Source organism: Nonomuraea sp. NPDC049378 (assembly GCF_055586745.1).
Genome location: NZ_JBVJHP010000011.1, coordinates 258,332 through 279,844, shown reverse-complemented (window position 1 = coordinate 279,844; position 21,513 = coordinate 258,332). Strand labels below are relative to the sequence as shown.

The 21,513-nt window shown below is 72.3% G+C and carries 21 protein-coding genes; 13 read left to right on the top strand and 8 right to left on the bottom strand.

Annotated elements, in window-relative coordinates; translation table 11 throughout:
• Positions 1-23 precede the first annotated feature (23 nt).
• The 3 genes from ACZ6SA_RS24950 to ACZ6SA_RS24940 all read left to right on the top strand — a co-directional run bounded on the left by ACZ6SA_RS24950 (position 24) and on the right by ACZ6SA_RS24940 (position 2,208).
• The gene (locus ACZ6SA_RS24950) at positions 24-665 is read left to right on the top strand and encodes a hypothetical protein (protein ID WP_465830729.1); all 642 of its coding nucleotides are present in this window, start codon (positions 24-26) and stop codon (positions 663-665) included.
• A gap of 38 nt (positions 666-703) precedes the next feature.
• The gene (locus ACZ6SA_RS24945) at positions 704-1,858 is read left to right on the top strand and encodes an NAD(P)/FAD-dependent oxidoreductase (RefSeq protein ID WP_465830727.1); all 1,155 of its coding nucleotides are present in this window, start codon (positions 704-706) and stop codon (positions 1,856-1,858) included.
• Positions 1,859-1,920: 62 nt separating this feature from the next.
• Positions 1,921-2,208: a hypothetical protein gene (locus ACZ6SA_RS24940; protein WP_465830725.1), complete on the top strand. Its 288-nt coding sequence runs from the start codon at positions 1,921-1,923 to the stop codon at positions 2,206-2,208.
• Here the strand turns inward: ACZ6SA_RS24940 and ACZ6SA_RS24935 are convergent.
• On the bottom strand, positions 2,200-3,444 hold the full coding sequence (locus ACZ6SA_RS24935) for an MFS transporter (RefSeq protein ID WP_465830723.1): 1,245 nt from the start codon (positions 3,442-3,444) through the stop codon (positions 2,200-2,202). The two genes, ACZ6SA_RS24940 and ACZ6SA_RS24935, sit on opposite strands and share 9 nt — an antisense overlap.
• Positions 3,445-3,639: 195 nt before the next feature.
• Here ACZ6SA_RS24935 and ACZ6SA_RS24930 point away from each other — a divergent pair, with 195 nt between their 5' ends.
• The 4 genes from ACZ6SA_RS24930 (at position 3,640) to ACZ6SA_RS24915 (ending at position 9,831) form a co-directional block, all read left to right on the top strand.
• Positions 3,640-5,667 (top strand): MMPL family transporter, encoded by a 2,028-nt coding sequence (locus ACZ6SA_RS24930; protein WP_465830721.1) that lies wholly within the window; start codon positions 3,640-3,642, stop codon positions 5,665-5,667.
• 134 nt (positions 5,668-5,801) lie between these two features.
• Positions 5,802-7,091: a hypothetical protein gene (locus tag ACZ6SA_RS24925; RefSeq protein ID WP_465830719.1), complete on the top strand. Its 1,290-nt coding sequence runs from the start codon at positions 5,802-5,804 to the stop codon at positions 7,089-7,091.
• 143 nt (positions 7,092-7,234) lie between these two features.
• Complete coding sequence (locus ACZ6SA_RS24920) at positions 7,235-8,647, top strand: AAA family ATPase (protein WP_465830717.1); 1,413 nt, start codon at positions 7,235-7,237, stop codon at positions 8,645-8,647.
• Entirely contained in the window at positions 8,644-9,831 is a 1,188-nt protein-coding gene (locus tag ACZ6SA_RS24915) for a tetratricopeptide repeat protein (RefSeq protein ID WP_465830715.1), read from the top strand. The genes ACZ6SA_RS24920 and ACZ6SA_RS24915 overlap by 4 nt, the downstream gene beginning before the upstream one ends.
• On the opposite strand, the gene ACZ6SA_RS24910 is transcribed toward ACZ6SA_RS24915, so the two are convergent.
• Entirely contained in the window at positions 9,832-10,812 is a 981-nt protein-coding gene (locus tag ACZ6SA_RS24910) for an aldo/keto reductase (RefSeq protein WP_465830713.1), read from the bottom strand.
• A gap of 62 nt (positions 10,813-10,874) precedes the next feature.
• Here ACZ6SA_RS24910 and ACZ6SA_RS24905 point away from each other — a divergent pair, with 62 nt between their 5' ends.
• The 3 genes from ACZ6SA_RS24905 to ACZ6SA_RS24895 all read left to right on the top strand — a co-directional run bounded on the left by ACZ6SA_RS24905 (position 10,875) and on the right by ACZ6SA_RS24895 (position 13,226).
• A complete protein-coding gene (locus ACZ6SA_RS24905; RefSeq protein ID WP_465830711.1) occupies positions 10,875-11,753 on the top strand; it encodes a LysR family transcriptional regulator in 879 nt (292 codons plus the stop codon).
• A 32-nt stretch (positions 11,754-11,785) separates the two neighbouring features.
• Complete coding sequence (locus tag ACZ6SA_RS24900) at positions 11,786-11,986, top strand: EF-hand domain-containing protein (protein WP_347645635.1); 201 nt, start codon at positions 11,786-11,788, stop codon at positions 11,984-11,986.
• Positions 11,987-12,050: 64 nt separating this feature from the next.
• Complete coding sequence (locus tag ACZ6SA_RS24895) at positions 12,051-13,226, top strand: PucR family transcriptional regulator (protein WP_465830709.1); 1,176 nt, start codon at positions 12,051-12,053, stop codon at positions 13,224-13,226.
• Here ACZ6SA_RS24895 and ACZ6SA_RS24890 read toward each other — a convergent pair whose 3' ends face one another.
• On the bottom strand, positions 13,227-13,637 hold the full coding sequence (locus tag ACZ6SA_RS24890; protein WP_347645637.1) for a PPOX class F420-dependent oxidoreductase: 411 nt from the start codon (positions 13,635-13,637) through the stop codon (positions 13,227-13,229).
• A 148-nt stretch (positions 13,638-13,785) separates the two neighbouring features.
• Here ACZ6SA_RS24890 and ACZ6SA_RS24885 point away from each other — a divergent pair, with 148 nt between their 5' ends.
• Entirely contained in the window at positions 13,786-15,888 is a 2,103-nt protein-coding gene (locus ACZ6SA_RS24885) for an NACHT domain-containing protein (RefSeq protein ID WP_465830707.1), read from the top strand.
• Between the two features lie 46 nt (positions 15,889-15,934).
• Positions 15,935-16,216: an alpha-glucosidase C-terminal domain-containing protein gene (locus tag ACZ6SA_RS24880; RefSeq protein WP_465830705.1), complete on the top strand. Its 282-nt coding sequence runs from the start codon at positions 15,935-15,937 to the stop codon at positions 16,214-16,216.
• A gap of 25 nt (positions 16,217-16,241) precedes the next feature.
• Here the strand turns inward: ACZ6SA_RS24880 and ACZ6SA_RS24875 are convergent, their stop codons facing one another.
• From ACZ6SA_RS24875 to ACZ6SA_RS24860, 4 genes are all read right to left on the bottom strand, one after another.
• The gene (locus ACZ6SA_RS24875; RefSeq protein WP_347645640.1) at positions 16,242-16,982 is read right to left on the bottom strand and encodes a cytochrome d ubiquinol oxidase subunit II; all 741 of its coding nucleotides are present in this window, start codon (positions 16,980-16,982) and stop codon (positions 16,242-16,244) included.
• Positions 16,983-16,991: 9 nt separating this feature from the next.
• Complete coding sequence (locus ACZ6SA_RS24870) at positions 16,992-18,242, bottom strand: cytochrome ubiquinol oxidase subunit I (RefSeq protein ID WP_347645641.1); 1,251 nt, start codon at positions 18,240-18,242, stop codon at positions 16,992-16,994.
• A 149-nt stretch (positions 18,243-18,391) separates the two neighbouring features.
• On the bottom strand, positions 18,392-19,060 hold the full coding sequence (locus ACZ6SA_RS24865) for a response regulator transcription factor (RefSeq protein WP_347645642.1): 669 nt from the start codon (positions 19,058-19,060) through the stop codon (positions 18,392-18,394).
• Positions 19,060-20,181, bottom strand: coding sequence for a sensor histidine kinase (locus ACZ6SA_RS24860; RefSeq protein WP_465830701.1), 1,122 nt, complete (start codon positions 20,179-20,181; stop codon positions 19,060-19,062). Before ACZ6SA_RS24860 ends, ACZ6SA_RS24865 begins: the two co-directional genes overlap by 1 nt.
• A 68-nt stretch (positions 20,182-20,249) precedes the next feature.
• Here ACZ6SA_RS24860 and ACZ6SA_RS24855 point away from each other — a divergent pair, with 68 nt between their 5' ends.
• Complete coding sequence (locus ACZ6SA_RS24855; RefSeq protein WP_347645644.1) at positions 20,250-20,468, top strand: hypothetical protein; 219 nt, start codon at positions 20,250-20,252, stop codon at positions 20,466-20,468.
• Positions 20,469-20,497: 29 nt separating this feature from the next.
• Here the strand turns inward: ACZ6SA_RS24855 and ACZ6SA_RS24850 are convergent, their stop codons facing one another.
• A complete protein-coding gene (locus ACZ6SA_RS24850; protein ID WP_347645645.1) occupies positions 20,498-21,400 on the bottom strand; it encodes a fatty acid desaturase family protein in 903 nt (300 codons plus the stop codon).
• Between the last annotated feature and the right edge of the window lie 113 nt (positions 21,401-21,513).

Here is a 21,513-nt window from a genome sequence, read left to right as displayed (position 1 = left end):
TATCGCACGGGAAGAACCTGGGGGTGACGATGCGGCACAGGTCGCTGCTTCTGATTGCCGGTCTGACCATGTGCGCGCTGACCCCCGCGGCGCCGACGCTCACCGGCCCCGTGTCCACCGTGTCCACCGTGTCCACCAGCACCTCGTACGACCGGGCCGGCGGGAGCCTGGTCGAGGACACCTTCCACCTCACCCGGGGCATCGAGGTGCGCCGGCGCCTGCTGCCCACCGCCGGGGGCGTCACGTTCCGCCCCGGCCACGTCGCGGTCGGGGTCCGGGTCGACGCGAGCGGCCTGCTGCACGGCACGCCGCAGCGCTCCGGCACCTTCGTCGCCCCCGTCGGGATCTGCTCGGAAGGGTCGTGCCGGGAGCAGGAGCTGACCCTCGTGGTGCTCGGCTACGAGCCGTGGGAGCCGCGTGACCTGACCTTTCCCGGCAAGGTGGGAGTCCCGCTCGACGGCGAGATCGGCGTCGAGGGCGGCCCGGCCGGCGTGCTCCCGACGTTCACGGTGACCGACCAGGCCAGGCTGCCCGCGGGCGTGAGCATCGGGCCCGACGGCCAGGTGGGCGGCGTCCCCTCGGCTCCGGGCGTCTTCGAGGTCCCGGTGCGGATCTGCGTGGCGGGCAACTGCGCCGGCGTGGTGGTCCGGATCATCGTCGGCTGAGCCTTGCGGGCACGTGCCTTTTGCGGTCACCTGGTGTCATGAAATCGGTCATCGTGGTCGGAGCGGGCATATGGGGGTCATCGCTGGCGTTGCGGCTGGCCGAAACCGGCTGGCAGGTGACGCTCGTCGAGCAGCACAGGCCGGGGCACGTCCGGCAGTCCAGCGCCGGTGAGACCCGGCTGCTGCGCTGCTCGCACGGCGACGACGCCTGGTACGCCCAGCTCGCCTGGCAGGCCAGGGACGGCTGGCGCAGGCTGGAGGAACGGGCCGGCGAGGAGCTGTACCACGAGGCCGGCATGGTCTGGTTCGCGAGGACGCCCGACGGGTGGGAGCACAAGAGCGCTCAGGTGCTGAAAAATCTGGACATCCCGTGTGAGGTGCTGGACCCGTCCGACGGCGGCCGCTTCTTCCCCGACCTGCGCGCCGACGACCTCAGCTTCCTGCTCTGGGAGCCGTACGCGGGCGTGCTGAGGGCCAGGCGGGCGACCCAGGTGACCGCCGGCCTGGCGGTGGCGTCCGGGGTCCGGCTGGTCAGGGCGCGGGCGGTGCCCGTAGGGGGCGGCACAGCGGGGGGCACAGCGGGCGACGCGGCGCCGTACCAGGCCGCGGTCGAGATCGACGGCGAGGTGCGGCACGCCGACCGGGTGGTGTGGGCGTGCGGCGCGTGGTTGCCCGCGCTCTTCGACGACGTGCCGGTTGCCGTGACGAAGCAGGACACTCTGCACTTCGCGGTGCCGTCCGCGTGGTCCGTCCCCGAGACGCCCGCGTGGGTGGACCACGGGGCCTCCGCCTACGGTCACGGCGACGTGGACGGGGTGGGGATGAAGGCCACCTCCGACGCGGAAGGGGAGCCGTACGAGCCGGAGCACGGCTCGCGGGAGGTGGACGCGGCCGGCGTCGAGCGGGCACGCGCGTACCTCCGGCGCAGGTTCCCCTCGCTGGCGCAGGCGCCGGTGCTGTTCAGCCAGGTGTGCCAGTACGCGCTCACGCCGGACGCCGAGTGGATCGTCAACGAGGTGTCGCCGGGGGTGTGGCTGTTCGGCGGGGACTCGGGGCACGGGTTCAAGCACGCGCCCGCGCTGGCCGGCTACGTGGCGGGCGTGCTCGACGGCCACCACGCGCCCGAGCCGCGCTTCGGGCTGCACGAGCGGATCCCGTCGCGCGGGCTGAGGACCAGCGGCAACGTCCTGTAGGGCCGGGCCCGGGGGGAGGGCGTGGTAGGGCCTGCCTCACCGGGGATTCGGGGGACGGCGGCATGATCGCACCGTCGTGCGGACGGCCGCCACGCTCTGGCTGGCGGCGGTGGCGTTGGGCGCTGGCCGGGACGCTGGGCGTGTTCGGCACGATCTCGCTGCTGATCGAACCGGTCGAATGGCTGCTCGCGGGCGGCTCGATCAGCCAGGCCGTGGCCGGGATGGACCTGATGGGCGTGGTAGGGGCCGCCGCGAGGATCCTCCACCTGGGGGCCGTGATCGGCGCGCTGGCCCTGATGTTCCAGCCGCGGGCCAACGCCTATTTCCGGGCCTCTCTCCGGTCAGGGTGAGGCCGGCTCCAGCGGCGCCTTCGGCTCCGGGGCGCGCAGGTTGCGCACCCCTGGGGAGAGCAGCGCCGCCAGCGTCGACAGCACGACGATGACCGCGCACCCCAGCAACGCCGCCTCGATGCCGAACAGGCTCGCCGCCGGCCCCGCCAGCAACAGGCCGAGCGGGCCGAACATCAGGGACCCGAGCATGTCGTACGAGCTGACCCGCGACAGCGACTCGGCCGGGATCTCGCGCTGCATCGTGGTCATCCACAACACGCCGAACACGTCGAAACACACGCCGAGCACGAACGCCCCGGCCACGATGCCCCAGAGCGGGGCGTCGAGCCCGAGCAGCGCGGTCGGCAGCGCGCCCGGCAGGCAGAGCAGCACGGCCACCAGGATCGGCCGCTTCGGCCGCAGCCGCAGCGACACCAGCACCCCGGCGATCGTGCCCACGGCCTCGCCCGCCAGGAACGCCGACCATGCCGCGGGACCGCCCAGGCTCTCCTTGGCCAGCAGCGGGCCGAGCACTCCGTGCGAGGCCTGAATGGCCATGATCATCAGCGAGAACTGCGCGACCACCACCCAGATCCACTGCCGCGAGCTGAACTCCCGCCACCCGTCACGCAGGTCGGCCAGCACCGAGTGCCGCTCGCCCCTCGGGCGCTCGCCCGGCTTCATGCGCAGCAGCGCGACCAGCACGCCGGCCACCGCGAACATCGCGCCGCTCACCGCCAGCGCCCAGCCGCCGCCGAACAACACCACGGCGCCGCCGCCCAGCACCGCGCCTGCCACGCGGGAGACGTTCATGCCGAGGCCGAGCAGCGCGTTGCCGGTCTGCAGACGGTCCTCAGGCACGACCTCGGGGATGATGCCGGTCAGCGCGGGGAACGCGACGGCCGTGGCCACGCCGCTCAGCGCCGCCGCCGCGCTCAGCGCGGGCAGCGGGGTCCAGCCGGTGAGCATCATCACCGCCAGCGCGAAGAAACCCGCGGCCATCAGGAACTCGGCGGCCGTCAGCACCCGATTCCGCGGCAGCCGGTCCGCGATGACGCCGCCGACCAGGGTGAACACGACCATCGGCAGCGCCTCGGCGGTGAGCACGACCGACAACGTCGAGGCGGTGGCGCCGGGCAGGTTGAGCACGCCGAACGCCAGGGCCACCGGCGCGAACGCGCTGCCCAGCACGGAGATCGTCCGCGCGGCCAGCAGCAGCGCGAACCGGCGGTCGCGGAGCAGCCCGAGATCGTTCATGAAACTGTGCACCCGCGGCCCCCTGTAAAGGTCAAACCCCACCATTCTCCAGGGGCGTCCCGCTGTTGTCGCGCGAATATTTCTTGTCACGCCGGTGACAAGAGCAACCCCCGGAATGTGCCGGCGGCGGGCAAGAATCGAGCCTGCCCGTCCCGTAATTTGCTAGGTCCCTGCAGTCGGCGACGGGATCGGGCCATGCGGTACACGCGGATCGCCCGCGTGCTGCTACTTCTGAGCCTGGTGGGGGCGGTCCTCGCCGCCCCGCTGGGGCTGGAGCTGTTCGGGCGGATGACGGGCGGCGCCGAGGACCCGCTGTCCGGCTCGGCGACCGCCGCCCGCTGGGGCGAGCAGTGGTACGCCGCCCCCGACGTGGTGGTCCTCTACCGGCACCCGTCGGTCAAGGTGCGCGATCCCCGGTACAAGAAGGCGGTGCACGACTCGCTGCGGCGGCTGCCGGCGGCGCACGTGAGCGGGCTGGCCACGTACTGGACGACCGGGTCGAAGGCGATGGTGTCCGGCGACGGGCACGCGACGTACGCGCTGGTCACCCTCCGGGACGGCGCCGAGCTGGAACGCTACGCGGCGATCGCGGACCGGCTCAGGAGCGTCCAGAACCTGCACGTCGTGGTCGGCGGGCCGGTGCCGCTGCTTGCGGAGCGCAACGCGCGGGCCGCCGCCGACCTGGCCCGCGCCGCGGCCGTCGCCGCGCCGGTGCTCCTCGCGCTGCTCGTCCTGCTCTCAGGGAGCCTGGTGGCCGCCGCGGTGCCGGTGCTCGCCGGGCTGCTCGCCGTCGGGGGCACGGTGATGCTGCTGCGGCTGCTCACCGAGGTGGTCGAGATCTCCATCACCTCGCTGTACGCCGCCGCCGTGCTCGGGTTCGCGCTGACCGCCGGGTACGCCGTGTTCATGGTCAAGGCGTTCACGGACACGCTCGGGACCGGGGGCACGCCCGGCGGCGAGGTGTCCTGCGAACGGGCTCTGGGCGCGGCCGGACGTACCGTGGCCCTGTCCGGGACGGCGGTGGCCGTGTCCCTGCTCGGGCTGCTGCTGTTCCCGAGGGCGTCCCTGAGCGCGTTCGGGCCCGTGGCGGCGGCCGTGGCGCTCCTCGCCACCGGCGTCGCGCTGGTCGTGCCCGCCGCCCTGCTCGGTGTGCTCGGCCGGGGCGTGGCCGCGTTGCGGATCGTCCCCGGACTCTGGTGGCGGCCACGCCCGGTCGTGCCGCACCTGGTCGCGACGGCCGCCGTGCTGGCGGCGCTGGCGGTGCCGTACGCGCAGGCTCAGCTCGGCGGCGTGGACCGTCGTGCGCTGCCCGCCGGCGCGGAGAGCCGCAGGGTCGCCGAGATCGTCGAGCGGGGTTTCCCCGGGAACCCGCTCGGGGCGCTCGACGTGCACGTACTCGTCGAGCGCTCCTTCTCGGGCGAGCCCCGCGAACCCGGGCCGCTCGGCCAGGGCCACACGCCGATCAGCGCCGTCACGCGGGTGACCGCCTCCGACGTACGGTCCCTCGCCCGCCGTCTCGAACGGCTGCCGCACGTCACGGGGGTCTCCGTGGCCGGGCTCTCCCAGGAGCACGGCGCGGTCCGGCTGTCCGTCCACCACGCCCTCGACCCCGTGTCCGCCGCCGCGGGGGAACTGGTCGCCTCGATCAGGTCGGCGGATCCGGGGCCCAAGGTGCGCGAGGTGGTGGCCGGCGGTCCTGCGGCGGCTCGGACGGACCTGCTGGCGGCTTACGCGGGGTCGCTGCCGTGGGCGGCGCTGGTGGTCTGCGCGCTGCCGTACGCCCTCCTGGCCCTCACCCGTCTCCGCCGCCGCTCAGCGCTCCTGACGCGCCCTTCCCGAGCGCCCGCCCGCCCCTCCACTCCTCCGGCCGCCCCTTCCGCGGCGGCCGCCCGCCCTTCCGCTCGTCGGACGCGCCCCTTCGAGGAGCCGATCCGCTCCTCCGGGGCGCCGGCTGTCGCGCCTCGGCCGGTCGGCGCCGGAAGGGGAAGGCGGGACGGGTCGGCGGATCTGCCGGTCGTACGGTTCGGGAGCGGCGCAGGGGTGCTGCCGGTGACCGTGAAGGGCCGCCCGGCGGTCTTCGGGGCGGACACCGATCCGGTGCCGCTTGCCCAGGAGGATCGCGAGCTGTCGGAGCGGCCCGCGTGGGTCAGGGTGACGGCCGGGCGTACGAGGGTGGTCCGGGCCACCCGAGAAGGATGGACGTGGGCCGAGGTGGAGGAGTGATCCAGGTGAACATGACGGAAACGCCTACTTCGCGTCGGCATAGCCGTGAAGTAAAGGCCTAGATTTCATTGAACGTTGTTGATCGTCCGGATATTGTGCGAATGCCCACGATCACCCCCTGGAAGTAAGGTGCCATGCGACTGCGGCAGCTCTTCGTCATCGGACTGGCCCTCTCCCTTTTGGGCATCGGCGTTCCCGCGTGGTCGGAGGACGACCCGAGGAGCTGCAACGACCTCCTCTCCGAGGACACCCCCGCGTACGTCGTGTGCCGGTGGATGGCCACCCCGGAAGAGGCCGCCGACATCGCGAAGTTCTGGCTCGACAACGACGGCGAGCACATGGTCGAGGCCGGCCCGATGGACCCGGTCACGGTCGACTGCACCCAGGCGGGCAACGAGTGCGCGACGGACTCGGAGGGTGACGGCGAGGTGCACGACGCCGGCTCGCCGGACGTCCCGGGCGCCGAGGACGGCGGCACGCCCGAGTGCCAGAACGGCGAGCAGTGCTACGTCGACGGCAGCGGCATCACCCCCGAGCAGAAGGCCGCCGCCAAGCAGACCCCGGCGGGCCAGGCCGCGCAGACCGTCTCCCAGACGAACATGCGGATCTGGATCGACACCGAGCTCGCCGACGACTACAAGGCGGGCAAGCTCGCCGAGGCCGCCAAGAAGGTCGCCGCGCTGGCCGCCGCCCAGCCGGGGGTGGTGGGTGTCAGGTTCACCTCGAAGCTCGGCGCCGACGACCAGGCGTTCGGCACTGCCGACGAGCTGGACGCGTTCGTCAGCGAGGCCACGACCACGCTGCGCGGGCTGCTCCCGGGCAAGAAGCTGGCCGCGCACACGGTGGTGCCGCTCTTCGGCTGCGGCTCGAACGACGCCTGCAAGGCCGAGATGACCAAGAAGTATCCGCTGCTCGACCCGGAGCGCATCGGCGGCTGGCTCGCCAAGGGCCTCATCGACCAGCTCGCCCTGGACAGCGGCCACCTGGCCACGGAGTACGCCACCTGGAAGATCGACGCCGCCGAGGCCCAGCGTAACCAGTGGATCCAGGTCAGGGCCCGCGCCTGGGACGCCTACGGCCAGATCGCCGCCGAGGACGCCTCCTTCGCCGCCGCCGGCAGCGCCCAGCTGAACGAGGAGCAGGCCACCCAGGCCATCACCGACCGCATCGCCGCCCCGCTGCAGGACGACGCCGCCGAGACGGTCACCCTGTGGACCCGCTGGCAGGACGACCAGGGCCAGGTCAACCGCGTGTACGGCGAGAAGTGGGCCGCCAACACCACCTGGGATCAGCTCAAGAAGCTGGGCACGGTCCGCGCCCGCCTGGCCACCGTCTACGACCCGGCCAACCCCGAGGTGGACATGGTCACGGACCTGAAGAACCTGTCCGAGGTCTTCGGCCAGATCTACCTGCACGCCGCCTGATCGTCCGACCGGGAAGCCGGGCATCGCCTCCCTGAGGCGGTGCCCGGCTTTCTGTCCCGGGTGCACATTCCGGATGTCCAGGGGCTGGTTTCGGTATGTTACGAACCTTGAACCACCCAAACCCCGACAGAAGGGAACGGCACGTGTCGGACGACGCCGGCCTTAAGGCGCTCCGCGAGGCGGCGCGTCTATCACCGGACAACCTTCCGCTGCGCCGGCTCCTCGCCGGTCAGCTCCTCGCCGGCGGCTACCTCGCCGACGCCGAGGCCGAGTTCCGCGGGGCGCTCGCGCTCGCCCCGAGGGACGCCGAGCTCACGGCCGGGCTGGCGGAGGCGTTCATCAGGCAGAGCGCCCACGGGGCCGCTCTGGCCGCGCTGGAGCCGCTGCTCGACACGCCCGGCCACCCGCCCGTACTCGGGGTGCTGGCGGCCAGGGCGCTGCTCGGCGAGGGCGACACCGCGCAGGCGGCCCGCCGCTACCAGGAGGCGGTTGCCCGCGACCCGTCCGTGGGCGACGCCGCCCTCGCCGCCCGCCTGGCGCCCCCGCCCCCGCCCCCGCCCCCGCCCCCGCCGCAGGCGGCGCCCCCGGCCCCGCCGTACGCCGCACCCCATGCCGGGCCGCACGCCGCACCTGCCCCCGCCTACCACGCGCCCTCCCCGGGACCCTCGGACCGGGCCACCGCCGAGGTCGAGCACTCCCAGGTGAGTTTCGCCGACGTGGCGGGAATGGAGGCGGTCAAGGAGGCGCTGCGCGTCAAGCTGCTGCTCCCGCTCCAGCAGCCGGAGATGTTCGCCGCGTTCGGCAAGCGCGCGGGTGGCGGCGTGCTGCTGTACGGCCCTCCCGGCGCGGGCAAGACCCACCTCGCCAGGGCCGCCGCCGGGGAGCTCGGCGCGAAGTTCGTCAACGTCGGCCTGGCCGACATCCTGGACATGTACATCGGTTCCAGCGAGCGCAACCTGCGGGCCACGTTCGACCTGGCCCGGCGCAACCGGCCGTGCGTGCTCTTCTTCGACGAGGTCGACGCGCTGGCCGCCCGCCGCTCCGACATGCGCCAGGCGCACACGCGGCAGCTGGTCAACCAGTTCCTGGCCGAGCTCGACGGCGTGGACGAGCACGCCAACGAGGGCGTCCTCGTGCTGGCGGCCACCAACGCCCCCTGGTACGTGGACCCTGCCTTCCGCCGGCCCGGCCGCTTCGACCAGCCCGTGCTCGTCCCGCCGCCGGACGCCGCGGCCCGCGCGGCCATCCTGCGCATCCTGTGCCGTGACAAGCCCCTGGCCGAGATGGACTACGACGCGGTCGCCCGGGTCACCGACCACTTCGTCGGCGCCGACCTCAAGGGCCTGGTGGACCGGGCGGTGGAGGCCAAGCTGCGGCAGTCGATCAGCGCCGGCCGTCCCATCCCGCTGACGACGCCCGACCTGCTGGCCGCCGCGCAGACCATCCGCCCCACGGCGGTGCACGAGTGGATGGCCACGGCGCGCAACTACGTCATGCACGCGAACGACTCGGGCGCGTGGGACGAGCTGCTGCCCTGGGTCAAAGGCAAGCGGTGACGACCACGGGCGACCCCCTGGAGCGGGCGCGGACCCTGCTGCGGCTGCGCAGGCCCGCCGACGCCGAGCGCGAGCTGCGAGGGGTGCTCGCCCAGCAGCCGCAGTACGCCACCGCGCACGCCTTCCTGGCCCTCGCCCTGGTGCTGCAGGGCAACGCGGCCGAGGCCGTCGAGGAGTCCGACGAGGCGGTACGCCTCGCGCCCGACCACTGGTTCACCCACTACGCGGCCGCGCAGGTGCACCACCGGGCCCGCCGCCCCGCCGCCGCGCTGGCCGCCGCCACCACCGCGCTGCGGCTCAATCCCGAGCATCCGCCGATCTGGAACCAGCTCGCCCGTACGCACCTGCTGGCCGGCCAGCGGCGTGAGGCGGCCGAGGCGGCGCGGCGCGGGCTGGCCATCGACCCGGAGGACTGCGACCTGGTGAGCCTGCTGGCGGTGGCCTGCACGGTGCTCGGGGACGCGCAGCAGGCCAGGGCCGCCGCCGCGCACGCCGTACGGCTGGATCCGGAGAGCGCCATCGCGCACCTCGCCTACGGCCGCGCGGAGCTGGCCTTCGGCGAGCCCCGGCAGGCCGCGGAGGCCTTCCGCGAGGTGCTCCGCCTGGATCCCGGCTACGGCCAGGCCCGGGACCTGCTGGTGACGGCGCTCAAACAGCGCAACCCCCTGTACCGGTGGTTGTCGGGGGTGCGCGGCAGGTACCGTGGCAGGTGGTGGCTGGTGTTCCTCCTGCCCACGATCCCGCCGGTCATCCTGGTCTTCGTCGTCGTGGCGCTGCTGCACTGGGCGGCCTGGGTCGCCGAGGCGGTCACGACGCTGCGGCTGGCCCGTGGCAGGACCACCCAGCTGCTCTTCGAGGCCGTCGAGTCCCGCATGGCGGTGCTCTGCTGCGGCCTGGTGGCCGTGGGCGCGGTGGTGCTCGGGCTCGGGATCGTGTTCGGCAGCGAGCCGCTCGGCATGGTGGGTGTCGGGGCCATGGCCATGGTCACCCCCGCTCAGGAGGCCGCGCACACCGGCTCGGAGCGCCGGCGCATGATTCTCTACGCCTGGGCGGTCCTGCTCGCCGTGGCCGTCGTCGTGTCGGCGTTCTTCGCCGTGGCGGGCGTGGCGCTGCTCGGCGTGTACGCCTGCCTGGCCACGGTCTGGGTGGCGGCCGGCGTACGCGGCAGGCCCGAGCTCCTCTGACTAGAGGAGGGTCCCGCCGGACACCTCGAACGCGGCCAGCGCCTTGCCGATCGCGTCCAGCGTGTCCGGGTGGAGGGTGAGGTCGGCCGCCGCCAGGTTCTCCTCGATGTGGGCGGGGGTGCGGCTGCCCGGGATGGTCACCACGTGCTCGTCCTGGTGCAGCAGCCAGGCCAGGGCCAGCTGGGCGGGGGTGACGCCGAGCTGGGCGGCCATGGCCCTGATCGGGGCGTAGCGGTCGTTGTTGCTCGCCAGGTTGCCCGCGTCGAAGCGCGGGGCGTTGTGGCGGAAGTCGTCCTCGCCGAGCGACTGGACCGTGCCCGTCAGGAAGCCGCTGCCGAGAGGGCTCCACGCCACGATGCCCACGCCCAGCTCGCGTGCGGTGGCCAGGAGGTCCGGGTCCACGTGCCGCCACATCGACCACTCGTTCTGCACGGCCGACACCGGATGGACGGCGTGCGCCGCGCGCAGCTGGGCGGCCGTCACGTTGGACAGGCCGACATGCCTGATCAACCCGTCGCGCACCAGGCCGGCCATCGCGCCGACGGTCTCCTCGATCGGCACGCCGGGGTCGGGGTAGTGCGCGTAGTAGAGGTCGATCACGTCCGTGCCGAGGTTGCGCAGGCTGCGCTCGGCGTAGCGGCGCACCAGGCGCGGCTCGGCGTTCACCCGGAGCTCGTTGAAGGCGTAGCCGACCGGGTGCGCCCTGCTGGGCTCGCCCTCCGGGATCGCCAGGCCGAACTTGGTCGCGACCACCACCTCGTCGCGGCGCCCCTTGATCGCGCGGCCCACGAGCCGCTCGTTGTGTCCGTCCGGGCCGTAGGCGTCGCTGGTGTCCACGTGGGTGCCGCCCGCGTCCAGCGCCGTCCTGAGCGCCGTCTCGGCACGGTCGTCGTCGATGTCGCCGTACATGCCGGGGGAGAGCACCATGGCGCCGAAGCCGATGGCGGTCACCTGCAGGTTTCCAAGAGTGCGGGTCTTCATGACCGCCAGCCTGCCGGGCGGCTGGGACGCAGGTCCAAGACCCTTTGCTATAACCAGTGGCTATGGAGGTGCATCTGCGGGAGTTGCGCTACTTCGTGGCGGTGGCCGAGGAGCTCAACGTGACGCGGGCCGCCGAGCGGCTGTTCGTCTCCCAGCCGGCCCTGTCCAAGCAGCTCAGGGTGCTGGAGCGGCAGCTCGGGTTCGCGCTGTTCGAGCGGGCGCCCAGCGGGATGGCGCTGACCAGGCAGGGCGAGGCGCTGCTTCCGGTCGCCCGCGACCTGCTCGGACGGTGGGCCGCCGGCGTGGCGGAGGCGCGCGCCGCTGCGCCGCCGGGGACGCTGGTGATCGGCATGCAGACGGCCGTGGGCAGAGGGCTGCATCAGGCGGCCCTGCGCCGCTTCCGCGAGCGGCTGCCGGGCTGGGAGGTCGCGCTGCGACTGGTCGGATGGGGCGACCCCAGCGGCGGCCTGGCCGACGGGAGCTCCGACGTGGCGTTCATCTGGCTGCCGGTGCCGCCGGGGGTGCGGACGTACGTGGTGGCCACGGAAAGGCGTGGGGTGGCCATGCCGGCCGATCACCGGCTCGCCGGGCTGGCGGAGGTGCCGTTCCCGGCTCTGCGCGGCGAGCCGTTCATCGCGCTGCCCGCGGTGGCGGGGCCGCTGCGCGACTTCTGGCTCGGGCTCGACGCGCGCGACGACGAGCCGGTCGTCGGGGTCATCGCCAACACGCCCGAGGAGGTGTTCGAGGCCGTGACCGGCGGGCTGGGCGTGGTGCTCGTGGCCGAGGGCAACGCCGAGCTCTACAGCAGGCCGGGGCTGGCCTACCGGCCGGTCGCCGGGCTGCCTCCAGGCGAACTCGCCATCGCGTGGCGAGAAGGCGACAGGAGACCGCAAGTCACGGCATTCATCGACGCACTACGACAAGTCGCTACTAAGGTCTGACGCGACAGCGGATCCCGGCAGAAGGGCGACCCATGAGCGACTACGCGACCACCTTCGAACTGATCGACGCCGACAAGGACGGGCGCATCTCCGCCGTCGAGCTCGTACGGCTGATGGAGGTGCTCGGCCGGCCGGTGACGCTGGAGGCCGCGCAGGCCGGTGTGCGGCAGCTCGACAAGGACGGCGACGGCCTGATCGACGTGGAGGAGTTCGCCGCCTTCCTCCAGAAGTGATAACAAACAAGCTCTTGCTACACATCTCTTGTCGCCTGGGTCACAATGGGTGTCAGGAGGGACGATGGTCATCAAGAGTGACAGCAGCGAAAGCCGTACCACCGCGGACATCGCGAAAGCGCTCAGGCCGGGGATCGGGCGGGTCTCCGACGAGGTGATCGAGGAGATCCAGACCCGGATCCCCGAATACGCGAGGCCGTCGGACGAGCTCTATATCAAGGTCATCAGGATCGCGGTCGAGCAGGCCGTCGAGGGTTTCCTCGACCGCGTCGAGGACCCGGACGCCCCGTGGGACCCCGAGCCGTTCCGCATGATCGGCAGGGGAGAGGCGGCCGAGGGCCGCAACCTGGAGCCGCTGCAGGCGGCGATGCGGCTCGGCGCCAGAGTGGGCTGGCGGCGGCTGACCGAGCTCGCCGGTCCGTGCGCGCTGTCCCCGCAGAACCTGTACGACCTGGGCGAAGCCATCTTCGTCCACCTCGACCAGCTCGCCGACGCGGCGGCCGAGGGCTTCGCCGAGGCCAGGTCACACGCCGCCGGCGAGACCGAGCGCCGCCGCGCCCGCCTGCTCGACCTCCTGCTCAGCCGGCCGCCCGCCAGCGCCGAGGCCATCGCCGACCTCGCCAGGGCCGCCGGGTGGCGGCTGCCGAGGACGGTGGCCTGCGTGGCGCTCGACGACGGGCTCGGCCCGTGCCCCGCGCTCGCGTTCCCCTCCGACGTGCTCACCGCCATGGACCGGCCGGAGCCGTGCCTGCTGGCGCCCGACCCCAACGGCCCCGGCCAGGCCAGGATGCTCGGCCAGGCCCTGCGCGGGCGCCGGGCCGCCATCGGCCCCGCCGTGCCCCTGACCGCCGCCGCGACGTCGTTGCGGTGGGCCAGGCAGGCGCTCGGCCTGTCGCGCCGCGGCGTCCTGCCCGGCGGGCTGGTGCGGTGCGCCGACCACATGGCCACGCTGGTGGTCTTCAAGGACGAGGAGCTCGTCAGCGCGCTGGCCGAGGTGCGGCTGGCGCCCCTGGCCCACCTGCGGCCCACCCAGCAGGACCGGCTGGCGGAGACGCTGCTCGCCTGGCTGCGGCACGGCAGGGGCGCCGGCGAGGTGGCCGCCCGGCTGCACGTGCACCCGCAGACCGTGCGCTACCGGCTGCGGCAGCTCGAAGAGCTTTACGGCGACCAGCTCACCGACCCCGACATCCGCTTCGAGCTGGAGATCGCCCTCAGGGCCCGGCAGGCGGTCAGGGCCTGACTAGTGGACGGCCCGTCTCGACGGGTACCACGCGCCGCCGACGGGCTCGCCGGCCATGTTCCAGCTCCACGAGACGGTCGGTGTGATGCGTGCGTAGAGGCCGGGGCCGACCATCCCCATCCGCTCCACCGGCCGCTCGGCCTCGCCGTAGACGCGCACGCCTCGGGCGACGAACGGGTCGAACGACACCATGTCGTCCACGACCAGGGCCACCTTGAGGTGCCCCGCCTCGAGGTTGCGGAACTTCCGGGTGCGCAGGACGTCCTGGCCCGAGCCGCCGACCCAGAAGCACGTCCCGTCGAACTCGAAGGCGACCGGCACCACGTCCGGCTGATCGTCGCGCGACAGGGTCGCGAGCCGGGCGAGCGGCTGGGACCGCAGGTAGGCGATCTCCTCGTCGGTGAAAGACATGTGCGTCCTTCCTTTCCGTACACGTTTCCTTCCCCTACACGAACGGCGGCCGCCCGGATCGACGCCGTAGCGGGGTGGTCACCGGAGATTCGGCCCTCTTCGACGCGATCCAAGGTCATCGGCTGCGGGCCACGACTACCATGGCGCCATGGTGGGCGAGCAGAGGTGGCGGGCCCGGCTGTTATGGCTGTCCATGGTGCTCCTGCCTGTCGTGGTGTCCGTGGCCGCCAACCAGGTGCTCAACGACGGCGTGTGGAGCGCCCCTTGGGCCGCCGGCACCATCGTGGCGGCGGTGCTGGCCGGCCTCGTCGCCGAACGGGCCGGGCGCGTGCTCGCCCCCGCCCCCGGGACCGTCACCGATACGATGCGGGAGCTCGCCCAGCTGGTCCACGACCGGTGGAGCGACGAGGTGGTGACGCGTTCCCTGGGAGATCCACCCATCCCGATCTCCTGGCACATGACCCGCCGGACCAAACTCATGGATCACCCGCACCTGATCGCCGACCGCGAGCCGGCGGTGTCGGGCCGATCCGACGACATCGCCGCGCTCGCCGTCGCCTTCCGCGCGCTGCGCCGGCGCCGCCTGGTCATCACCGGAGGCCCGGGCACGGGCAAGACCACCCTGGCCATCCAGTTGATGCTGGAACTGATCCGCACGCGTGCCGACGACGACCCGGTCCCGGTGCTCCTGCCCGTCGCCGACTGGGACATCGAGGCCCACCCCCGCTTCCAGGACTGGGTGGCCGAGCGCGTGCGCACCGACTACGCCGCCCTGCGCACGCCGGGCAGGCGGCAGGACGGCGCCGACGTCCTGGCGGCCCGTGGCGCGATCCTGGCCGTTCTCGACGGTCTCGACGAGCTGCCTGAGCCCGCCCGCGCCAAGGTGATCGAGAAACTGTCCGAAACGCTCATGGAACGCGATCAGGTGATCATCACGTCGCGTACCACCGAATACGGAAACGCGGTCACCGCCGCACGGCGCCCGCTCAAGGCCACCGCCGTCATCGCGCCCAAGGCGCTGCACCCCGACATCGTGGCGGACTTCCTGAGCGCCCACCTGCCCGCGCTGTCCTCGTCCCCGGAGTGGACCAAGGTCCTGCGCGCCCTCAGGGAGGGCGCCGCGCCGGCGCTGGCCGGGGTCACCTCCACCGCCCTGGGGCTGTGGCTGGTCCGGGCCGTCTACATCGACCAGCCGGACGCCGACCCGGCTCCGCTGGTCACCGAGTACGCCGACGACGTGCAGGCCCTGCGCGCCCACCTGCTCGACAACCTCCTCGGCGCGCTGCTGAACGCGCGCGCCACGATCAGGCCCGCAACCTGGGACCCGGTCGGCCTCACCGAGTGGACGAAACGGCTGGCACGCCTGCAGGCCGGATCCGGCGGGCACGACCTGGCCTGGTGGCGGCTGACCGACCAGGCGCTGCCCGCCTCCCGGGTACGGCGCGCGCTCGCCCGTACCTGGATCGGCTGGTTGAGCGGTCTGGCGTTCGCGATCCCCGCAGCGTTGACCGCCACGCTGACCTACGGGCCGGTCTTCGGCTCCGCCTTCGGCATCTGCTTCGGCCTGTCCGCGGTGGAGGCCGCCCGCACCCCCGACTTCGCTCCGCTGCGCGTACGGCAACGGCTGCGTGACTTCACCGGTGGACTGGTGTCCGACGCGCGGATGATGCTGTTCCTCCTGCCGGCGGGCATCGGCCTGCCTGCGGTCGTCTACAACACGTGGGCGCACGGCTGGAAGATGGGACTGGCCTCCCTTTTCGCGGCGCTCGGCATCGGGTGGGTGACCGTGCGGGTCCTGCAGCAGCGGGACAAGACGCCCGCCCGGGCGGACGAGAACCGGCTCCCGCCGTTCACCGCGGCACTCACCCCCCAGTCCACCTGGCGGGTCAACCGAAGCCTCGTGGGTGTGCAACTGATGAACGCCCTGCTCCTCGGAGCGATCGTCGGCTTCGCCGTCGACTTCATGAACGAGGCGTCCATCGTGCCGCCCTCCTCGTCCGCATCCGTGCACGCGGGGATGGGCATCGTCTTCGGCATAGCGTTCGGCCTGGTGAACAAGCGCCAGCACATGTGGCTGATGTCCACCATCGCCCTGGCACACCTCGGGCCCTCGCGCCGGCTGCCGTTCCGCTTGATGCGCTTCCTGCATGATCTGCACCAGCTGGGCGTGCTGCGGACCGTCGGGCCCTTCTACCAGTTCCGCCACTCCGAACTGCAGGCTCATCTGGCCGCTGACCCGGCACGGGGGTGAGCGCTCGTCGGGGTTCGTGACTCCGCGGCCGCCGGGGGTAGCGGGCTTGGATGCGACTGACGTACACCTCCGAGTCTTCGCGCACCGGTGCGACGCCGGCGGGGCGACGATGGTGATCGTGCACAACCTCGGCGACACGGCGTGCGACGTGGAGCTGACGCTGCCGGGGCTGGAGGGCTCCCGGCTCACCGACCTGCTGGTGGACGGCACGCTCGAGATCTCGGGGGAGGGCACGGTGCGGGTGGCCCTCGACCCGCACGGCTGCCGCTGGTTGCGGGCCTTCGCTCCGGGAGCGTCGCCGGAGAATGCCTCGGCCAAGGCCATGTGAGCCGCCGGGCCGGCCCCGCTGACGGTCACAGGTAGGACGGCCCGGTGACCCGGTGCCGGAACGTCCACCACACCCATGCCTGCGCCGCCACGAGCAGCGGCATCATGGTGAGCACGACAGGCACCAGCACCACGCCCGCGCTGCCCGGATCCAGCGGGAGCCGCAGCCCGGCCAGCACCCCGACCGTGACCAGCGCCGCCGAGGTCAGCGCGTACGTGCGCGCCTCCCCGGCCCCGCCGGACAACACGGCCGCCCGCGCCCGGAGCCCGCCGCGGAGCCGCAGCGACGCGAAGGCCATGCCGTGCGTGCCGAACAGCGCGGCCACCACCAGCGCCGGCAACAGCGCGAACGGCCCGGTGATGCCGAGCAGCACGTGCCCGAGCAGCAGGCCCCAGCTCAGCGCCAGCCCCCAGCTGCCGGCGACGATCGCGCCGTCCCAGAACGCCTGCCAGCGCGCCCCCGGCACGCGCCCCCGCAGCCACAGGCCCATGTCGCGGACCACCCACGCCAGCAGCAGCACCACGACCACCGTGTGGTTGCCGCTCAGCAGCTCGCCCTCCAGCTCGGGGAAGAGCCCCGCGAGCACGCCCGCCGTGGCCACCAGCCACACCTCGTTGCCGAGGAAGAACGGCGCGATCGCGGCGATCACCTCGCGCCGTTCCGCCGCGGATCTGCCCAGGTACGGCAGCGCCATGCCGACCCCGATGTCGGCGCCGGCCAGCACCAGGTAGCCCAGCGCGAAGAAGGCCAGGATGAAGATCTCCATGACGGCTCCTCAGAAGGTAGGGGCGGGAACGGGCGCCTCGATCGGGCGGTCGCCGAGCAGCACGGCGTCCGGCCCGCGCCGGGCGTGCCGCGCCAGCAGCCAGTAGTTGACGGCGATCAGCACGGCGAACACCGTGAGGAAGGCGACCACGGAGAACCGCATCTGCCCGGCCGACACCGGAGACATCGCCTCCGACGTCCTCAGCAGCCCGTACACCGTCCACGGCTGGCGTCCGAACTCGCGGAAGGCCCAGCCGGCGAGCATGGCGAGGAACGGGACGGGGATCATCAGCGTCATCAGCCAGTGCCAGAGCCTGAACCCGCGTACGACCGGACGGAAGAGCATCAGCAGGCAGCTCAGCCCCGCGAAGAACATCATCAGCGCGAACAGCAGCATCATCGTCGTGCCGCTCGTCTGCACCCACTCCACCGGAGGCAGGTAGTCGCCGGGCCCGTGCGCGGCCACCATCTCCGCCTGGGCTTCCGCGAGCCGCGAGTCGTCGCCCGACCAGGCCGCCAGCTTGGCCGGCTGCATCGTCTCGAAGCCCAGCCCGCCGAACGTCGCGGTGACGAAGACGGCCGGCAGCGCCACCCCCATCCCGATCCGCAGCGACTTGCGGAAGACGTCCTGCTCGGCGGTGCGCCTGCGCAGGTGGTACGCGCTCACCCCGGCCATGAAGAACCCGCCGACGACCATCCCGGCGCTGACGACGTGCCAGAACGCCACCTGCGCCGCCGGGTTGGCCACCATCGCCCCGAAGTCCGCCAGCCGCATCCTGCCGCCCTCCAGCACGTGGCCCACCGGGTTCTGCAGGAAACCGTTCGCCACCATGATCCAGAAAGCCGACGCGTACGCGGTCAGCGTCACGACCCAGATCAGCGCCAGGTGCGCCCACCGGTTCAGCTTGTTCCAGCCGAAGATCCACAATCCCAGGAACGTGGACTCGATGAAGAACGCCACCAGCGTCTCGATCGCCAGAGCCGAGCCGAACACGTCACCCGCGTACTCCGTCAGCCCGCTCCAGGACAGCCCGAGCTGGAACTCCATCACCAGGCCGGTGACGATGCCCATCGCGTAGTTGATGATGTAGAGCTGGCCCCAGAACCGCGTCATCCGCAGGTGTACGGGGCTGTTGCCGAAGGTGGCCCGCGTCTGGACGACCGCCAGCAGGGTCGCCAGGCCGAGGGTCAGCGCCACGAAGAGGAAGTGCGAGCCCGCGGTGATCGCGAACTGCAGGCGGGCGAGGTCAACGGTGTCCATGCCGAAAGCCTGCGCGTACGGCCTGGGCGGCGGCGTCATGCTGCGGCGGGCACCTGGTTTACACCCCGGGTCGCATGGACCCGCCGGGCGTACCCCTCAGGGCGTAAGCCACCTCCGCCGCTCGGGGGTATCGGGGTGTCCCCGCAGGGTCAGGAGGTGAGCCAGCCCGGGGTGATCATGCCGGCTTCGTACGCGATGATGACGAGCTGGGCCCTGTCGCGTACGGACAGCTTGGTCATGATGCGGCTGACGTGCGTCTTCGCCGTGGCGGGGCTGAGCACGAGCCGGGCGGCGATCTCGTCGTTGGACAGCCCGGCCGCCACCAGCCCCATGACCTCGCGCTCGCGATCGGTGAGCGCGTTGAGCTCGGGGCCGGGCTCGGGGCGCTTGACCCGGCCGGCGAACTCGGCGATCAGCCGCCGCGTGATGGACGGTGCGATCAGCGCGTCGCCCCTGGCCACGACCCGGACGGCGTGGATCAGCTCGGCCGGCTCGGTGTCCTTGACGAGGAAGCCGCTCGCGCCGGCCCGCAGCGCGCCGTAGACGTAGTCGTCCAGGTCGAACGTGGTCAGGATGATCACCTTGACGCCTTCGAGCCGGGGGTCGCCGGCGATCCGGCGGGTGGCTTCCAGGCCGTCGAGTTCGGGCATGCGGATGTCCATGAGGACCACGTCGGGCTGGAGCTCGCGGGCGCCATGGACGGCCGCCGTGCCGTTGGGCGCCTCGCCCACGACCTCGATGTCGTCCTCGTCGCTGAGTATCGACCGGAACCCGGCACGCACCAGGGTCTGGTCGTCGGCGAGCAGCACGCGGATCATCACAGCCCCTTCGCCGGCAGCCGGGCGAGGACGCGGAAGCCGCCTTCGGATCGTGGCCCCGCCTCCAGGGTGCCGCCCAGCACGGTCGCGCGCTCGCGCATGCCCGTCAGGCCGAAGCCGCTGCCACCGTCGTAGGAGGCGCCCGGCCCGTCATCCTCCACGCAGATCTCGATCTTTCCGAATCTATTGCTGATCTTCAAGTTTGCCTCGTTCGTGCCTGAATGGCGGGATACGTTCGTCAGGGCTTCCCTGACGATGCGGGCGGCCGCCAGGTCGACCTCGGTCGGGAGCGCGTCGAGCGGCCCGGACAGCTCGGTGCGTACCTTCAGCCCGGACGCCTCGACCAGCGCGTCCACCCGCGCCAGGCTGTCGGCCGGCGCGGTCGGCGCGTCCTCGTCGACCTGGCGCAGCACGCCCAGGGTGGTGCGCAGCTCGCGCAGCGTCTCCTTGCTGGTGTCCTTGATCGTCCGCAGTGCCGTCTCGGCGTCCTCGGGCCGCTTCCTCAGCCCGTGCAGCGCCGCCGCGGCCTGCACGTTGATCATGGAGATGTTGTGGCCGAGCACGTCGTGCAGCTCTCTGGCGATGCGCAGGCGTTCTTCTCCCGCCCGCCGCCTGGCCTCCTCGTCCCTGCTGCGCAGGGCGTCGAGCGCGTGCCGGCGCGCCTCCATGAGGTAGGCGCGCCGGTTGCGGGTGACGCCGCCGAAGGCGATGGCCGCCACCACCCATCCGGTGATCATCAGGAACGCGCCGTCGTCCACGTGCCTGACCCCGCCGGTCTCGCCGAGCCCCATGCCGAGCAGCGCCGCCGCCCCCGCGACGATGGCCGCGGTGAGATGCCCCTTGTCCGCGGCGGTGTAGAGGGCGAACAGCGGCAGCGCGATGAGCGGCCCGTCTGCCGACGCCCACGGGTAGTAGGCGCCCGTCGCCGCGATCACGATGATCAGCGCCGCGACGGGGTAACGCTCCCGCAGCAGCAGGCCGGCCGAGGCGATGACCGGCAGCACGACGTCGGAAGCGTTGAGCCGGCCGGAGCCGCTCAGCAGCAGGGTGAGGACGACTCCTGCCAGCACCGCGGCGATCATGGCGAGCGACACGAGTGTGCTCTTCGACGGCCTCCGCATGGCTTCCATTCTGTACGTCCCCGTCAAAGCCGGGTAATCGCCGCCGTTCCTGTGGGTAGAGCCGGTGAATGAGCACTAAGGACGAGCTCCGGCAGGTCGAAGAGGATCTGGCCCGGTTGCGCGCCGAGAACCAGGACATCCGCGACCAGATCCGCGACATGGGCGCGACCGACCAGGTGGAGATCTCCGCCATGATCAGCCAGGCGGACGAGCAGGTCGAGCTCATCGCCGGGCTCGAACGCCGCCGCGACAACCTGCGCAGGCGGCTGGAGGAGGGCGAGGGCTGACCGGGCGCCCTCTCCGGGCGCCCGGCCGGTCATCGCAGCGCGGCCCCGACCTCGTGCAGGTGCCGAAGCGCCTGCCCGTACGACGTGACGAGCCCGGTCTGCAGGTAGTCGACGCCGATCTCGGCGCAGTACGCCTGGACGATCGGCTGCGCCCTGCGCAGGTTGGGCGCCGGCATGTTCGGGAACAGATGGTGCTCGATCTGGTAGTTGAGCTGGCCGAGTGCCACGTCGGTGAACCAGCCGCCCTTGACGTTGCGCGAGGTCAGCACCTGCTTGCGGAGGAAGTCGAGCTTGTCCTCCTTGGTCAGCACGGGCATGCCCTTGTGGTTGGGCGCGAACGAGAGGCCCAGATAGATCCCGAACAGCCCCTGGTGCACGATCAGGAACGCCAGCGCCTTGCCGAGCGGCAGGACGGTGAAGACCAGGCCGAAATAGAGCACGAAGTGCACGACGATCAGGCTGAGCTCGGTCGTACGCCGCTTGGCGCCCGGCTTGAGCAGCGCCTTGACGCTGGCCACGTGCAGGTGCCAGGCCTCCAGGGTGAGCAGCGGAAGAAACCAGAAAGCCTGATATTTCGCCACAAAACGGGGAAGGCCGCTGCTTTTGGCGACCTGGTCCTCCGACCAGACGATCACGGCGGGCGACACGTCCGGATCGTGGTCCTCGTGGTTGGGGTTGGCGTGGTGCCGGTTGTGCTTGCTGGTCCACCATCCCCAGCCGAGCCCGAGGCCGAAATTGCCGATCACCAGCCCGGCGACGTCGCTCGGTCGCCGCTTCTTGAAGACCTGCCGGTGCCCGAGGTCGTGGGCGAGAAAGCCGAGTTGCGCGAAGACCACGGCCATCGCGGCCGCGACCAGAAGCTGCAACCAGGAGTCGCCCACCCAGGCGAACAGTGCCCAGCAGCCGAGATAGATCACGGCTGCGATGCTCATCCTGACGGCGTAATAAAGGGGACGCCGGTCAAGGAGACCCGCGTCCATGATCCGATGGGCGAGTCGGGCGAAATCGCTGCCCCGAGTGTCGAGCGTGCCAGGACTGACCACAG